Raw genomic sequence first — 15,265 nt, 5'->3', positions numbered from 1 at the left:
TCGGCGCGCGGCTCACTGCCGGGCAAAGACCGCAAAGATACCGGCATACGGCTTGACCATGAAGGCCGGCGCGCCGGCGTAGCCTTCGCCGTCGACGTACAGCTGCGAAATGCTGCCGTCCAGGTAGAGCGCGTCGCGGCAATGCAGCTTGTCGCGGAACAGCCGTCCGAACGTGTGGAAGTTCACCGGCGCCTCGCTCACCGCGAACACCACTTCATGCGGCGACGGCGCGCACACGCCGCTGCGCCACTTGAGGCTGGCCGAGTCGTCGAGGAACTGCTCGTTGAGCTTGCCGTCGATCAGCAGCATCGGCCCGGACTGGGTCGCTGCCTGCACCGCCTTGCCGTCGGCCTTGAACGCCTCGCTGGTGCGCACCGCGGCGTGGCCGTCCGGGTAGATCGCGAACACGCCGTTCGGCAGCAGCGAGAAATTGCCCGATGCCGGATTGCCGTGGGCCAGGTTCAGCGGCACCAGCGTCTTGCCGTTCTCCACGTACAGTCCCAGCGGCGCGAACTTGTGGTCGTAGATGCCGGCATTGGCCGCGAACAGCAGCTTCTGGCCGCGCGTCTTGCCCCACTGCTGTAGGCTTTCGATGCTGCCGAACGGCTGGCCGTCCTGCGGATTGCGCCAGTGCAGGCCCAGTTGCTCGCGCCTGAGGTTGATGTGCACGACGCGATACTGCTGCCCGGCGAAGGCCACCTCGTCGCTGTCCAGCGCCTGCGCCCTTGGCGCGCAGCCGGGCAGGGTGAACAGCAGGGCGAGCAGCGCCATGCCGGGCAGCCAGCAGTGGCGGCTTCGGACGATTCGATGGCGTGGGATGCGAAAGATCATCCCCTGATGGTCGTGGCGCGGCGGCGATCACGCAACCCCGTGCGCGCCGGCGGTTTTGCTCCGCGTGTGGTTCGGGGCGCGGCCGTTCGCCGTTAAACTCGGGTTTTTGCCGTGAGCCCGCGATGCCTTACACGCCGATCGTCGCCACCCTGGGTTACGTGTTGACGCCGGATCGCCAGCAGGTGCTGATGATCCATCGCAACACGCGCCCGGACGACCTGCACCTGGGCAAGTACAACGGGCTCGGCGGCAAGATGGAACCGGGCGAGGACATCGCCACCTGCATGCAGCGCGAGATCCGCGAGGAGGCCGCCATCGAGTGCGAGTCGATGCGCCTGCGCGGCACGCTGAACTGGCCGGGTTTCGGCAAGCACGGCGAGGATTGGCTGGGCTTCATCTTCCTGATCGACGCCTGGCGCGGCACGCCGCTGCAGTCCAATCACGAGGGCGCGCTGGAATGGGTGGCGCGCGAGCGGCTGCTGGAGCTGCCGATGTGGGAAGGCGACCGCCACTTCCTGCCGCTGGTGTTCGATGACGACCCGCGGCCGTTCCACGGCGTGATGCCGTATCGCGACGGCCGCATGCAGTCGTGGTCGTTCAGCCGGTTCTGACGCAGGGCGGGCACTGCCCGTCCTTGCCCGCGAAACCGGAACCTACGGCACGTCCGCCAGCCACGCCTCGCTGGAAAACCGCTCGCCCGCCAGCGCTTCGCCACGGGCCAGTTCGTCGGGGCGCAGCACGTCGTCGGTGAGGCCGTGGCGCTGGCGGAAAGTGTCGATCATCCGCTCGATCACCGCCTCGCGCGGCAGGCCGGTCTGGCTGCGCAGCGGATCGACGCGCTTGGCCGCGCTGGTGGTGCCCTTGTCGGAAAGTTTCTCGCGGCCGATGCGCAGCACGTCGAGCATTTTCACCGCGTCGATGTCGTAGGCCATGGTGACGTGGTGCAACACCGCGCCGCCGCGATGCGCCTGCGCGGCGCCGGCGATCTTGCCGCCTTCGGAAGTGATGTCGTTGAGCGGCTGGTACCACGCCTTGATGCCCAGCGTGGCCAGTGCCTCGATCACCCATTCGTCCATGTACGCGTATGCCTGCTGGAACGACAGGCCCTTGATCAGCGACAGCGGCGCGCAGATCGAATAGGTGATGGTGTTGCCCGGCTCGATGAACATCGCGCCGCCGCCGGAGATCCGTCGCACCACCTCGATGCCGTGGCGCTGCGCGGCCTCCATGTCCACCTCGTTGCGCAGCGACTGGAAGCGGCCGATCACCACCGCGGGGGAAGCCCATTCCCAGATGCGCAAGGTCGGTGGTCGATGCTCGGCGCCCACCTCATGCACCAGCACGTCGTCCAGCGCCATGTGCAGGCTGGGCGATTGCGGCGTGGTGTGGATCAACTGCCAGCCGTGGTCACGCCATTCAGTGCGCATCATGCGGCATCTCCATCCACGGCACGGCGCACGGCAATCGCGATCGCCTGCGCGGAAAGACCGTACATCATCACGTCGCTGCCCAGTCCACGCTGGACGGCGGCGGCGAGGGCAGCCTCGTCGGCATCCTGCGGCTGGCCTTCCAGCGCCCGGTTGATCGCGTCCAGCGCGCTGTCCGGTTCCAGGAAGAAGTCCCCGCTCACCTGCACGCCGGCAAGCCGGCCGTCGCGGACCTCCAGGTCGACCACCACCAGCTTGCCGCCGGGCATCTTGTATTCGCCGTGCATCAATCGTCCTCGTGCAGCCCGCCTGCATGGCGCGCAGCGGGACAATTTTGCCGCGTTCCGGCGGGCAGGGGAAATCCGGTCGGACCGTGCCCGGCCCGGCGAGCCCCGGTGGCGAGGCCTCGCCCGGCCGATCCGGCCAGGCGAAGGCAATAGCCAAGCCGGGGTTTCAGGTGTGCGTCGCGCCGAACGCGGAGCTCAGCGCATCTCCAGCTTGAGTGCCTTGGCGATCGATTCCCACGGCACGTATTTGTAGTTCTGGTTCTGCGTGGGCAGCACGTTGCGGCCGTCCTGGGCGATCATCGCGCCATGCTCGAAGCCGGGGCCGAGGTTGCGGCTGGTGACGTCCAGCCCGTCGGTTTCCGAGATGCCGTCGATGCCGCGCGCCCCGTCGGCGACCGCGGCGAACGAGCCCAGGTAGGCGTGATCGCCGTCGCGGCGGTACACCGCGTAGGTGTTGTTGCCCTGGCTGGACACCACGATGTAGCCGCGGCCGCCGCCCAGGTCATAGATGCCCACGCCTTCGAGGTCGTCCTTGAGCGCCTTGTTGTCGGCGACGCGATCGACCGCGGTCATCGCATCGCCGCCGTCGGGCTCGGCGCTCATCCGCCACAGCGCCACGTCTTCCTCGCCCACGTAAAGCGCGCCGGCGTCGTCGTCGGCCACGCAGCCCTCGGCCTGGCTGGCGAGATGGAATTCGCGCACCTGCCGGATGCGCACGCGGCTGTCGCCGGCGTCGAGCAGCTCCCACTGGCGCATCAGGCCGTCGCCGGTGTTGATGAAGACGTAGGTCTTGGCCGTCTTCGCGCTGCGATACATACACAGGCCGTACGGATCGGCCATGCCGGTGGCCTGGATGCCGTCGGCGACGTCGACCAGTTCGCGCTTGTCGGGATCGAGCCGGTAGATCGCCACGGACTTGTGCGTGCGGTCGCTGGCGGTGACCAGGGTGACCTGCTTGCCGCCCAGCGCGAAGCCGTCGCGCAGGTCGGTGTTGTTCATCTTGCCGTCGGCGCGGAACTGCAGCAGCTTGCCCTGCATGTCGTACACGGCCATGCCGGCCTTCTTGTCGGTGGCTACGATCAGGCTCTTCGCAGGGTCGGTCGGATGTGCCCAGATCGCCGGATCGTCCGCGGCATCGCCGTAGCTGGCCACCGGCACAGTTTCCACCAGCGCGGTGACCGTGGGCAGCGGCGGCTTGGCGACGGCGCGCGGGTCCTGCGGCGTGCCCGCCGGCAGGTTCAGGGCCTTGGCCACGTCGGCCATCGACACGACCTGGTGGTTGGCGCCGCCATCCTCGTCGCTGACCAGCAGCAGGCCGTGCGCGTAGCCCTCCTGCGCGGCGCTGGTGGCGAACAGCGGGCCGGGTTCGGCGACGGCCGTGCCGCTGGCGGCGGTGCCGACCTGGAAACTGCCGAGATACGTGTCGTGGTCGGCGCGGTCGTAGACGTTGATGCGTCCCTCGGCGCTGTCCGCGGCGAGCAGCCACTGGCTGCCCTTGCCGCCGTCGTACACGGCCACGCCCTCGACCTTCTTGCCGAGGTGGCCCAGCCGCGGCGCGTCGACCAGGCGTGCCGACAGGTCGGCTTCCGGATCGCCGTCGAGATGCCACACGCCCACCGCCTGCTCGGCCACGTAGAGGTTGCCGTGGCGGTCGGCGGTGCACTGCTTGAGCTTGGAGGGCAGGTTGACCCGGCGCACCTGCCGCGCGTCGAGCTTGCCGTCGGCGTTGGCGTAGATCATCTGCTGGTCGATCTCGCCGCCGTCGCCGACCACCACGGCGTAGAGCGCGTCGTCCAGGTCGTAATGGAACAGGCACACGCCTTCCACCGCGAAGCCGAGCGGGATGGCGCGGGCGCCGGCTTCGACGGGTTTGTCGCCGTCCATGGTGAACAGGCGCAGGCTGTTGTGGGTAGCGTCCAGCGCGGCGACCACCGTGGTCGGCTGGTCGCCCAATGCGAAGCCGTAACTCACGTCGACGCCGGCGACTTCACCGGCCGTCACCGTGGCCTGGCGCTTGCCCTGCAGGTCGTAGACCTCCAGCCCGCCGAGCGCGGCGGTGGCCAGCAGCCGGGTCGGCGCGGTGGGAGCGATGCCTTCCACCACTACCGCGAAATCGGTCTTGCCGCTTTGCGTCGCCTCGGTCTGCGCGTGCGCGCGCACGACCTCGGCCGCCGGTGCGGTGCCGGCTTCCTGCGCGGCCGGGCTGCATCCGGCCAGCCCGGCGAGCAGCGCCAGCGATGTCGCGAGTGTGTAACCAAGCCGTGCTTTCATTCCTCGTCTCCTCGTTCGGGGCGGCGTATGCGGCCAGGGCTTTGTTGCGCGTGGGGTCACCATACGACAGCGGAATACGTTTTGCACGAAACATTCTAAACGTGTTGCATTTTGGAATGTTTGTTCGTATTCTCGGGCTGCCATCACTTCGCCGCGGGGGCGTAGTCGGGGGTGGCACATACCTCGGGGGTAGATGATCCATGCACACTTTTCGTCGAAATGCGTTGCACGCGGCACTACTGCTGGCCGGTTGCATGATCGCCACGCCCAGCCTCGGCCTGGCCAACGACGCCGCCCGTCCGGCGGGTGACGCCCAGGCTCAAGGCGAGCCGTCGGGCAACGATGGCCAGGCCGCCGCGGCGACGGGCGCCCAGAAGGAAAAGGCGGTGGATCTGCAGTCGGTGGTGGTGACCGGCAACATCGGTTACCGCAACCACATCGACGTGCCCGCGCCGGTGCTGGTCTACGATCAGCAGTTCTTCGCCAAGTTCGAGCCGGTCTCGGTCGGCGACCAGCTGCGCCGCGTGCCGGGCATTGCCTTCGTCGGCGACATCGGGGAGTCGGTGGCGCCGGAAATGCGTGGCCTGGGCAACGGTTACACGCAGATCCTGGTCAACGGCCGCAGCGTGCCCGGCATCGGCAACGACCGCTCGGTGGCGGTGGACCGCATCCCGGCCGAAATCATCGACCGCATCGAGATCGTCCGTTCGCCATCGGCTGATTTCGACAGCCAGGGCGTGGGCGGCACCATCAACATCATCCTGAAGGACGGCGCGACCCTGCCGCCGGGCGTGATCGTGCGCATCGGCGAAACCTGGGACAAGAAGACCGGCCGGCTGCGCCCCAACGCCGCGGTGTCATGGTCCGGCCGCAACGAGGCGGACACGGTGTTCTACTCGTTGACCTTCGACGCGCAGAAGCGCTTCAACGAAAAGCATGCGATCCAGGAAGTGGTGGACGGCAGCACGGCCGGCTTCGCCGATGAAGTGGCGGCCCACGGCAACGGGCACAGCCTGCAGAGCTGGGACGACATCTCAAAATCGCGCGCGGCTTCGCGCGAGGAGCAGGGGGACACGCGCGAATCGAAGGATCTTTCATTCAATGGCGACGTGACCTTCCGCATGTCCGACAACTCCACCCTGCGCCTTGATGCTTTCGCGCTGAAAACCCGCCGCACCGAACACGAGGACACCCGTACCTACGAGGGCGACGGCAGCGTCGGCGGACTGGATCTGGCCAATCCGGAATTCAAGTACGAGACCACGCCGATCGACGAGGACAGCTACGGCTTGTCAGCCCTGTTCGACACCTCGTTCAACGAGAACACCGATTTCGAGGCCTACCTGGCCCGCAACACCACCAAGGGCAGCGAGGTCAAGCACTACTTCAAGGACACGCCGGACAAGAAGGACAAAATCAAGGGCACCGCGGCCGACGACAAGAACTGGCAAGGCGATACCTCGATCACCCGGCGCATGCCGGACCTGGCCCGTTCCATGGGCATGGACGCCGCCACGCTGAAGGTGGGCGTGCAGTTGAAGAACAAGGACCGCACCTTCACCAGCACGCAAATCTCGGGGTTGAGCAAGTCCAAGCAGAAGGGCACCGATGGCCGCTTCGACTACAAGGAGGATCGCTTCGACACCTTCGCCAAGGTCGATTGGGAGATCAACTCGCGGCTCACGGTGACCACTGGCGTGCGCGGCGAGAAGACCCGCACCACGCAGGACTACATCACCGTCGACACCGAGAACGGCGCGCCGGTGGCGCAGAGCACCGGCCACGCCAGCAGCCACGAGTTCATGCTCAACCCGTCGGCGCATCTGCAGTGGAAGTTGACCGACACCGACCAGTTGCGCTTCAGCGTGGCGAAGACCGTGCGCCGTCCCAGCGTCGATCAGCTGGTGCCGTCGGTGACCCTGGAGTCGCCCGGCGACCACGACGTGACCATCGGCAACCCGGATCTGAAGATGGAACGCGCACTGGGCTTCGACCTGGGCTACGAGCGCACCATCGGCAGGAACGGCGTGATCGGCATGAACCTGTTCCAGCGCAACATCTCCGATCTGATCGGACTGGTCAGGACCACGCGGCCAGTAAGCGATGCGGGCCAGGACCCCGATGATTTCCCCGGCGGCCTGTACTCGTTCCAGAACCTGGGCAGCGCCAAGGTGCGCGGTGTCGAGTTCGACATGTCGATGCCGCTGAGCTTCATGGGCATGGACAACACCGGCATCTTCGGCAACTACACGCGGCTGTTCTCCACGCGCCTGAACCCGATCACCGGCCGCGACACCACCGTCGACGACCAGCCGTCGTACGTCTACAACGCCGGCGTGACGCAAGACATCCCCGCGTGGAAGGCCAGCTTCGGTGCCAGCTACCAGAAGCAGGGCCCGGCGTACCAGCACAACTCGCCCGGCGAAATGCAGACGACCAAGTACGGCGGCAACCTGGAGGTCTTCCTGGAGAAGCGCCTGGGCAAGGCCTTCGTGCTGCGCCTGACCGGCAACAACCTGCTTGATTCGTGCAGCCAGCAGCTGGAGCAGGATTTCGCCGGCGACGATGCGGCCACGATGATGGCCAACAACCGCGCGTACAACGTGGACTTCATGGAGCTTGAGCGCGAGTGCTCGTCGCCGCGCTGGTCGCTCACGCTGCGCGCGGTGTTCTGATCGGCGGGCGGCGGGCGTCCCGGCTGCTGCCGGGTGCGGCTGCCGCCACGCCAGGCAGTTCCGTCCCCACGGTTCCTGGCGGCGATCCACTCCCCCGGATCGCCGCTTTTTTATCTCCGGCAACATCCGACGTACATACGGAGCAGACCATGTCGCTGAAACGTCCGACCATCCTCTGGCCCGCGTTGGCAGGCATCGCCCTGGCCCTGGCCGGGCTGGGCGGCTGTGCGCAGTCGCCGCCGGGCGAGCCGGCCATTGCTGCCACCGCCGCACCGGCTGCCGCATCCAGCGCGCTGAAGCTGGAGCGCGTGGTGATGCTGATGCGCCACGGCGTGCGGCCGCCGACCAAGCCGCAAGTCACGCCGGCAGGAACCCACCCGCAACCGTGGCCGAGCTGGAACGCGGGCTACGGCGAGCTGACCGGACACGGCTACGACGCGATCCGCCTGCTCGGCCAATGGGATCGCGGCAACTGGGTCGCCCGCGGGCTGCTGCCGGCCGAGGGCTGCCCGTCGGCGGAGGCGGTGCAGGTGGCCGCCAGCGCCAAGACGCGCACCCAGGACACTGCGCGCGCGCTGCTCGAGGGCATGGCGCCGGGCTGCGGCATCCGCGTGGCGTACCCGGCCAAGGCCGACGACATCGAGTTCCACCCGTTGCAGACCGGCGCGATGATGCTCGATCGCGGCAAGGCACTGGCCGCGGTGCAGGCGCTGGTACCTGCTGGCGGCATGGCCGCCGAGGTCAAGGCGCAGGCGCCGCTGTTCGCCCTGCTCAACCAGGCGATGGGCTGCGCGCCGGGCGCGGCCTGCGACATGTCGCGCATGCCGGCGGGCATCGACAACAGCGACGAGGAGCGCCCGAAGGTCGGCGACCCGTTCGGCATCGCCTCCACCGCCAGCCAGACCTTCCTGCTCGAATACCTGCAGGGCATGCCGATGAAGGACGTGGCCTGGGGCCACCTCACCCGCGAGCAGATCGGCGAGTTGCTGAAATTCCACGCGCTGAAGTTCCATTACGAAGGGCGCGCGCCCTACGTGGCCGCGCGCGCCGCGTCGCCGCTGGCCGCACGCATGCTGGGCGCGGTGGAACATGGCCCGAAGCTGACGGTGCTGGTCGGCCACGACACCAACATCGCCGACCTCGGCGGCATGCTCGACCTGCACTGGCAGGTGCCCGACTACCCGCGCGACGATCCGCCGCCGGGCGGCGCGATCGGCTTCGAGGTGCTGTCCGACGCGGACGGCCAGCAATTCGTGCGGGCGTTCTACCGCGCGCAGACGATGGACCAGGTGCGCGAACTGCAGCAACTCGACGCCGCCAACGCACCGTCGTACCTGTACCTGCCCATTCCCGGTTGCGCGGAGCGTTGCCCGATCGCGGACTTCGAGCAGATCGTGAGCGCGAAGCTGGTCGAGCCGCTGCGCAAGCCCGCCGGTTGATCTCCACGACAACGGCGGGCAGTGCCGCCCCACGTCCGGCACGAATATCGTAGGAGCGCACCCTGTGCGCGATGCCCTCCGTCACGACCGGAAAGCATCGCGCACAGGGTGCGCTCCTGCATCTTTACGGGTGAGGGAGCGGCAAGGCGGGCGGTGCCCACCCTGCGACATCGCGTAGGGCGGGCACTGCCCGCCGCACTTCGCTCAGAGCCGCACCGGCGCTCCGCTCTTCATCGACTCGGTGGCGGCTTCGGCCAACGCCAGCGCGGCGACGCCGTCGACGTAACCCACCATCGCCGGCGTGCCATCGAGCATGTCGGCGAAGTGGTCCATCTCGCGGCGATAGGCTTCGGCGTAGCGGTCGAGGAAGAAATTCTGCAGCCGGTCGCTGGCCACGCCGGCTTCGCTCCACACCTGGGTGGTGTTTTCCAGCACGTTGTCGGCGCGCACCATGCCTTTGGATGCGAACGCCTCGATGCGCTGGTCGTAGCCGAAGCCGCTGCGGCGGCTGTTGGAGATCACGCAGAGCTTGCCCGAGGCGGTTTTCAGCACCGTGCGCGCGGTGTCGACGTCGCCGAGTTCGCCGATCACCGGATCGACCAGGCAACTGCCGGCTGCATACACCTCCACCGGCTCCTCGCCCAGCAGCCAGCGCGCCATGTCGAAATCGTGGATGGCCATGTCCTTGAACAGGCCGCCGGAGATCGCGACGTAGGATGGCGGCGGCGGCGAAGGATCATTCGAGGTGATCTGCAGGCTCTCGATGCTGCCGATGGCGCCGCTGTCCAGGCGCGCCTTCAGCGCCTGGAAATTGGGGTCGAAGCGGCGGTTGAAGGCGAGCAGCATGTTCGCCCCGGCCAGCGCCTTTGCCGCGCCGCGGGCGCGCGCGTAGTTCTGGTCGACCGGCTTTTCGCAGAAGATCGTCTTGCCGGCCGCCGCGGCGCGCAGGCTGTAGTCAAGGTGGGTGTCGGTGGAGCTGGCGATGATCACGCCGCGGATCGACGGATCGGCCAACACCGCCTCCAGCGTGGCCACCGCGGTGTTCCATTCGCCGGCCAGCGCCTGCGCCGAGGCCTCGATCGCGTCGACTACGCCGGCCAGTTCGAGGCGTGGGTGCAGCGCGGCGTTGCGGGCGTGGATGTGGCCGATGCGACCGGCGCCGATGAGTGCGACTTTGTGCATGCTCGTATCTCGTCAGAGTTTGAAGACTTCGCCGTGCTGCGCGGACCATGCGCAGGCCTCGGCCAGGGTCAGCGCGGCGACGCCGTCGGCGTAGCTGGTGAAGGGCTCGGCGCGGCCGTGCACCACCTCGGCGAAATGGTCGATCTGCGCGCGATAAGCATCGCGATAGCGTTCGGCGAACGCCGGCATGATCGGCGCGCCGGTGCTGCCGGCGTCGGTCAGCGTGTGCACGGTATCGCGCTCCACGTTGCCGGCGCGGATCATGCCGGTGGCGCCGAACGCCTCGATGCGTTGGTCGTAGCCGTAGCCGCTGCGGCGGGTGTTGGAGATCACGCACAGCCGCCCGCTGGCGGTCTTCAGCACGCAGCGCGCGGTGTCGACGTCGCCCTGGCGGCCGATCTCCGGGTCCACCAGGCAGCTGGCGGTGGCGTACACCTCGACCGGCTCCTCGCCCATCAGCCAGCGCGCCATGTCCAGGTCGTGGATGGTGAAGTCCTTGAACAGGCCGCCGCTGGTGGGGATGAAGCCGGGCGGCGGCGCGGCCGGGTCGTGGTTGACCAGGTGCAGGGTTTCCAGCTTGCCCACCACGCCGGCGTCCAGCTGCTGCTTGAGGCGCGCGAACTGCGGATCGAAGCGGCGGTTGAAGCCGAGCAGGAAACGCGCGTCGTCGAAGCGCGGTTGCGCGGCAAGCACCTTCTGCAGGTCGAGGTCAATCGGCTTCTCGCAGAACACCGCCTTGCCCGCCCCGACCGCGGCCAGCGCATGGCCCAGGTGCTGGTCGGTGGTGCTGCAGATCAACACGCCGCCGATCGCGGGGTCGGCCAGAACCTGTTCCAGCGAGGCCATGCTGGCGCCGTGCGCGCTGGCGAACCCGGCGGCCTCGGCGCGGGGATCGACCACGTACTTGAGGTGCAGACCGGGCTGCCGGGCCGCATTCGGCCCGTGCACATGGCCCATGCGACCGGCGCCGATCAGGGCAACGTCGATTCTGTCCAAGAGTAAACTCCCCACGCCGTTCGCGTTCAAGAAATGGAACTGATATTCCGTTTCAAAGTGTAATAGAATTTCCAGAAAGTTGCGCAATATTTCATTCGGCGCCCGCGCGGCGCATGTACGAAGGAACCACCATGGTCGAAATGGACGTGCCGCCCACCACCGCAGACGAACTGCGTACCGCCATCCTCGATCGCTACGAATCCCTCAGCAAACGACTGCAGCAGATCGCCCGCTACGTGCTCGACGAGCCGAACGCGGTGGCGCTGGAGACGCTGGCCGTGCTGGCCGAGCGCTGCAACGTGCAGCCGTCGGCGATCGTGCGGTTCGCCAAGTCGTTCGGCTTCGACGGCGCCTCGCAGATGCAGCGGCTGTTCCGCGACGGGCTGCTCTCGGGCAATGCCGCGCTGGGCTACGGCGAGCGCGTGCGCCAGTTCAGCCAGAACGTGGACGGCAAGTCTGTCGGCGACCCGGCCCAGGTGCTGGCCGAGTTCGTCGAAGGCAACGTGCTGGCCCTGCAGAACCTGGGCGACGCCGTGGGCAGCCGGAACCTGGCCGCCGCGGTCAAGCTGATCGGCGAGGCCGACACCGTCTACGTGGCCGGCTTCCGCCGCTCGTTCCCGGTGGCGGCGTACCTGGCCTATTCGCTGCACCAGGTGGACAAGAAGACCGTGTTCATCGACAGCATCGGCGGCATGACCCGGCAGCAGATCCACGCGATCACCAAACGCGACCTGCTGATCGCGGTGAGCTACCACCCGTACGCGGAGGAGGCGGTGCAGCTGATCGAGGCGGCCGCCGAGCAGCACTGCAAGGTGCTGTCGATCAGCGACAGCCTGGTCAGCCCGGTGGCCAAGCCGGCGACCGTGGTGCTGCAGGTGCGCGAGGCGGAGATCCGCAAGTTCCGCTCGCTGTCGGCCTCGATGTGCCTGGCCCAGGCGCTGGTGATCGGCTATGCGTTTGCCAGCAGCGCGCCGAAGCGCAACAGCTCGAAGCTGCCCGCCCGCAAGCCCGTCAAAAAATGAAACGTATGTTGCTTTTTCAAGAAAAATGGAATATATATTACGTGCACTCGGCGCGGTGGGCGCCTGGTACCCGTGAGAGAAGTGCATATGGAAGGGGCGCGGCGTCAGCTTGACCTGATCACCATCGGGCGGTCCTGCATCGATCTGTATGGCGAACAGACCGGGGGGCGGCTCGAGGACATGATGTCGTTCGCCAAGTACGTCGGCGGCAGTCCCACCAACACCGCCATCGGCGCCGCCCGGCTGGGCCTGCGCAGCGGCCTGGTGAGCCGGGTGGGGGCCGATCACTTCGGTCGTTTCATCCGCGAGCAGCTGGTGCGCGAAGGCGTCGCCACCGACGGCCTGGTTACCGACCGCGCGCGGCTGACCGCGCTGGTCTTCCTCGGCATCCGCGATCCGGACACCTTTCCGCTGATCTTCTACCGCGAGAACTGCGCCGACATGGCGCTGTCCGTGGGCGACATCGACATCGACTTGCTGCAGTCCGCCGGCGCGGTGCTGATCAACGGCACGCACCTGTCGCAGCCGAACGTGTTCGAAGCCTCGGTGCATGCCTGCGAGCTCGCCCGCGCGGCGGGGGCGCGGGTGGTGTTCGACATCGACTACCGCCCGGTGCTGTGGGGCCTCACCGGCCGCGACATGGGCGAGAACCGCTTCGTCGCCGACGCCGCCGTCACCGCGCGGCTGCAGCAGGTGCTGCCGCTGTGCGACCTGATCGTGGGCACCGAGGAGGAGATCCACATCCTCGGCGGCAGCACCGACACCGTCGCCGCCTTGCGTGCGATCCGCGGGCAGACCGACGCCCTGCTGGTGTGCAAGCGTGGCGCGCTGGGTTGCTCGGCCTTCCCCAGCGCCATTCCCGACAGCCTCGACGATGGCGTGGTCGGCCGCGGTTTCAAGGTCGAGGTGTTCAACGTGCTCGGCGCCGGCGATGCGTTCATGGCCGGCTTCCTGCGCGGCTGGCTGCGCGACGAACCGCTGGAAACATGCTGCGAGTACGGCAACGCCTGCGGCGCCATCGTGGTCTCGCGCCACGGCTGCGCCCCGGCGATGCCGACCTGGGACGAACTGCAGTGGTTCCTCGGCGACCGTGGGCGGCCGTTCCGCCTGCGCGACGACACGGCACTGGAGGACCTGCACTGGTCGACCACCCGCGTGAACGTGCACGAGGACCTGACCGTGCTGGCGATGGACCATCGCAGCCAGTTCGAGGACCTGTGCCGCGAGAGCGGCGCCGATCCGTCGCGCATCGCCGCGTTCAAGGCACTGGCGCTCAAGGCGGTGGACCGGTTGGCGCAGGGCGACGCTCGCTTCGGCGTGCTGCTGGATGGCCGCTACGGCATGCGCGGGCTGGAGGCCGCGGCGGACCATCCCTACTGGATCGGCCGCCCGATCGAATGGCCCGGGTCGCGCCCGCTGGCGTTCGAGAGTTCCGCCGACGTGGCCACCGAGCTGGCCACCTGGCCGCGCAATCACGTGGTCAAGTGCCTCGCGTTCTATCACCCGGACGATCCGCCGGAACTGTGCGAACGCCAGGAGCGGCAATTGCTCCGGCTGCAGGATGCCTGCCGCAAGACCCGCCACGAACTGTTGGTGGAGATCATCGCCTCGCGCCATGGCACGGTCGACGCGCACACCACTGCGCGCGCGATCCGGCGCCTCTATGATCGGGGCATGAAACCGGACTGGTGGAAGCTCGAACCGGCGGCAGATCTCGCCACCTGGGCGAACATCGAAAGCGCCATCCGCAGCCACGATCCGCACTGCCGCGGCGTGCTGATGCTGGGCCTGCAGGCGCCCAGCGACGAGCTGGTGGCCTCGTTCCGCATCGCCGCGGCCAGTCCCATCGTCAAGGGTTTCGCGGTGGGCCGCACGATCTTCGCCGACGCCGCGGCCCGCTGGCTGGCCGGCAGCATCGACGACGAGGCGGCGATCGCCGACCTGTGCGGGCGTTTCGCCGTGCTGGTGGACGCCTGGCGCGAGGCACGGGCAGCGGCGCAACTTCCACGCGAGGCGGTGTGAGATGGCGACCGTCCGACTCACCGCCGCGCAGGCCACCGTCCGCTGGCTGATGGCGCAATACGTGCTGGTCGACAGCGAGGAGCTGCCGTACTTCGCCGGCGCCTGGGCGATCTTCGGGCACGGCAACGTGGCCGGGCTGGGCGAGGCGCTGCACGCCGCGCACGAGCACTTTCCCACCTGGCGCGCGCACAACGAGCAGGGCATGGCGCATGCGGCGATCGCCTATGCCAAGCAGATGCGCCGCCGCCGCGCGATGGTCTGCACCACCTCGATCGGCCCGGGCGCCACCAACATGGTCACCGCCGCGGCACTGGCCCACGTCAACCGCCTGCCGGTGCTGCTGCTGCCCGGCGACGTGTTCGCCGGCCGCCAGCCCGACCCGGTGCTGCAGCAGGTCGAGGACTTCGCCGACGGCACGGTGTCGGCCAACGATTGTTTCCGCCCGGTGTCGCGCTACTTCGATCGCATCGTGCGGCCCGAACAGATAATGGACGCGCTGCCCAAGGCGCTGGCCACCATGCTCGACCCGGCCACCTGCGGCCCGGCCACGCTCGGCTTTTGCCAGGACGTGCAGGCCGAGGCGTTCGATTATCCCGAGTCGTTCTTCGCGCGCCGGTTGTGGCGCGAGCGCCGGCAGAACGCCGACAGCGGCGAATTCGATGCGCTGGTCGCCGCGCTGAAGGCGGCGAAACACCCGCTGCTGGTCGCCGGCGGCGGCGTGCTCTACAGCGAGGCGGAAGACGCGCTGAAGGCGCTGTCCGAAGCCACCGGCCTCGCCGTGGCCGAGACGCAGGCCGGCAAGGGTGCGCTGGCCTGGAATCATCCCCACGCGCTGGGTTCGATCGGCGTCACCGGTTCCAGCGCGGCCAACGCCGCCGCCGCCCGCGCGGATCTCGTCGTCGGCATCGGCACGCGGCTGGCGGATTTCACCACCGGCTCGCGCAGCCTGTTCGAGCAGGCACAGAAGTTCCAGATCAACGTGCAGCCGTTCGACGCGCACAAGCACGATGCGCTGGCCGTGGTCGGCGATGCGCGCACAGTGCTGCAGGCGTTGAGCGCCGCACTGGCCGGCTGGCGCGCGCCGGCGATCGCCGCCGATGAAATGAAGGCTTG

Annotated in this window: 12 protein-coding genes; 6 read left to right on the top strand and 6 right to left on the bottom strand. The window is 68.3% G+C overall.

Features of this window, described 5'->3' with window-relative positions; translation table 11 throughout:
- Positions 1-12 precede the first annotated feature (12 nt).
- Complete coding sequence (locus B1991_RS17175) at positions 13-771, bottom strand: phosphodiester glycosidase family protein (RefSeq protein WP_136259905.1); 759 nt, start codon at positions 769-771, stop codon at positions 13-15.
- 182 nt (positions 772-953) lie between these two features.
- On the opposite strand from B1991_RS17175, the gene B1991_RS17170 reads away from it, so the two are divergent.
- On the top strand, positions 954-1,442 hold the full coding sequence (locus B1991_RS17170) for an NUDIX hydrolase (RefSeq protein WP_136259904.1): 489 nt from the start codon (positions 954-956) through the stop codon (positions 1,440-1,442).
- A 42-nt stretch (positions 1,443-1,484) separates the two neighbouring features.
- Here B1991_RS17170 and B1991_RS17165 read toward each other — a convergent pair whose 3' ends face one another.
- The 3 genes from B1991_RS17165 to B1991_RS17155 all read right to left on the bottom strand — a co-directional run bounded on the left by B1991_RS17165 (position 1,485) and on the right by B1991_RS17155 (position 4,816).
- Positions 1,485-2,261, bottom strand: a complete 777-nt coding sequence (locus B1991_RS17165; protein ID WP_136259903.1) for a lipoate--protein ligase family protein — start codon at positions 2,259-2,261, stop codon at positions 1,485-1,487.
- Positions 2,258-2,545 carry a lipoate-protein ligase small subunit gene (gene lplB, locus B1991_RS17160; RefSeq protein WP_136259902.1) on the bottom strand — a complete coding sequence of 96 codons (288 nt, stop codon included), beginning with the start codon at positions 2,543-2,545 and terminating at the stop codon, positions 2,258-2,260. The genes B1991_RS17165 and lplB overlap by 4 nt, the downstream gene beginning before the upstream one ends.
- A 195-nt stretch (positions 2,546-2,740) precedes the next feature.
- Positions 2,741-4,816: a phytase gene (locus tag B1991_RS17155; RefSeq protein WP_136259901.1), complete on the bottom strand. Its 2,076-nt coding sequence runs from the start codon at positions 4,814-4,816 to the stop codon at positions 2,741-2,743.
- Between the two features lie 224 nt (positions 4,817-5,040).
- Here B1991_RS17155 and B1991_RS17150 point away from each other — a divergent pair, with 224 nt between their 5' ends.
- Positions 5,041-7,491 (top strand): TonB-dependent receptor plug domain-containing protein, encoded by a 2,451-nt coding sequence (locus B1991_RS17150; protein WP_168709696.1) that lies wholly within the window; start codon positions 5,041-5,043, stop codon positions 7,489-7,491.
- Between the two features lie 149 nt (positions 7,492-7,640).
- Positions 7,641-8,930: a histidine-type phosphatase gene (locus tag B1991_RS17145; protein ID WP_136259899.1), complete on the top strand. Its 1,290-nt coding sequence runs from the start codon at positions 7,641-7,643 to the stop codon at positions 8,928-8,930.
- A 204-nt stretch (positions 8,931-9,134) separates the two neighbouring features.
- Here the strand turns inward: B1991_RS17145 and iolG (B1991_RS17140) are convergent, their stop codons facing one another.
- The gene (gene iolG, locus B1991_RS17140) at positions 9,135-10,112 is read right to left on the bottom strand and encodes an inositol 2-dehydrogenase (protein ID WP_136259898.1); all 978 of its coding nucleotides are present in this window, start codon (positions 10,110-10,112) and stop codon (positions 9,135-9,137) included.
- A 12-nt stretch (positions 10,113-10,124) separates the two neighbouring features.
- Positions 10,125-11,108, bottom strand: a complete 984-nt coding sequence (gene iolG, locus B1991_RS17135; RefSeq protein WP_210772162.1) for an inositol 2-dehydrogenase — start codon at positions 11,106-11,108, stop codon at positions 10,125-10,127.
- Positions 11,109-11,239: 131 nt separating this feature from the next.
- On the opposite strand from iolG (B1991_RS17135), the gene B1991_RS17130 reads away from it, so the two are divergent.
- The 3 genes from B1991_RS17130 to B1991_RS17120 all read left to right on the top strand — a co-directional run.
- Entirely contained in the window at positions 11,240-12,130 is an 891-nt protein-coding gene (locus tag B1991_RS17130) for a MurR/RpiR family transcriptional regulator (RefSeq protein ID WP_136259897.1), read from the top strand.
- Positions 12,131-12,217: 87 nt separating this feature from the next.
- The gene (locus B1991_RS17125; protein ID WP_136259896.1) at positions 12,218-14,152 is read left to right on the top strand and encodes a bifunctional 5-dehydro-2-deoxygluconokinase/5-dehydro-2-deoxyphosphogluconate aldolase; all 1,935 of its coding nucleotides are present in this window, start codon (positions 12,218-12,220) and stop codon (positions 14,150-14,152) included.
- Position 14,153: 1 nt separating this feature from the next.
- On the top strand, positions 14,154-15,265 hold a 1,112-nt coding region (locus tag B1991_RS17120; RefSeq protein WP_246031227.1), incomplete at its 3' end, for a thiamine pyrophosphate-binding protein.

It is taken from the genome of Rhodanobacter lindaniclasticus, assembly GCF_004799035.1.
GTDB classification, from domain to species: domain Bacteria; phylum Pseudomonadota; class Gammaproteobacteria; order Xanthomonadales; family Rhodanobacteraceae; genus Rhodanobacter; species Rhodanobacter lindaniclasticus.
Note: the sequence above shows the minus strand (reverse complement) of the source record. Positions and strands in the feature narration are given on the sequence as shown.

What these genes read in the sequence shown, in the direction of transcription:
- B1991_RS17125 (WP_136259896.1), top strand. Translation starts at nt 12,218, where the DNA reads ATGGAAGGGGCGCGGCGTCAGCTTGACCTGATCACCATCGGGCGGTCC.
- B1991_RS17130 (WP_136259897.1), top strand. Translation starts at nt 11,240, where the DNA reads ATGGTCGAAATGGACGTGCCGCCCACCACCGCAGACGAACTGCGTACC.
- iolG (WP_136259898.1), bottom strand. Translation starts at nt 10,112, where the DNA reads ATGCACAAAGTCGCACTCATCGGCGCCGGTCGCATCGGCCACATCCAC.
- B1991_RS17165 (WP_136259903.1), bottom strand. Translation starts at nt 2,261, where the DNA reads ATGATGCGCACTGAATGGCGTGACCACGGCTGGCAGTTGATCCACACC.
- B1991_RS17175 (WP_136259905.1), bottom strand. Translation starts at nt 771, where the DNA reads ATGGCGCTGCTCGCCCTGCTGTTCACCCTGCCCGGCTGCGCGCCAAGG.
- B1991_RS17170 (WP_136259904.1), top strand. Translation starts at nt 954, where the DNA reads ATGCCTTACACGCCGATCGTCGCCACCCTGGGTTACGTGTTGACGCCG.
- B1991_RS17155 (WP_136259901.1), bottom strand. Translation starts at nt 4,816, where the DNA reads ATGAAAGCACGGCTTGGTTACACACTCGCGACATCGCTGGCGCTGCTC.
- B1991_RS17145 (WP_136259899.1), top strand. Translation starts at nt 7,641, where the DNA reads ATGTCGCTGAAACGTCCGACCATCCTCTGGCCCGCGTTGGCAGGCATC.
- lplB (WP_136259902.1), bottom strand. Translation starts at nt 2,545, where the DNA reads ATGCACGGCGAATACAAGATGCCCGGCGGCAAGCTGGTGGTGGTCGAC.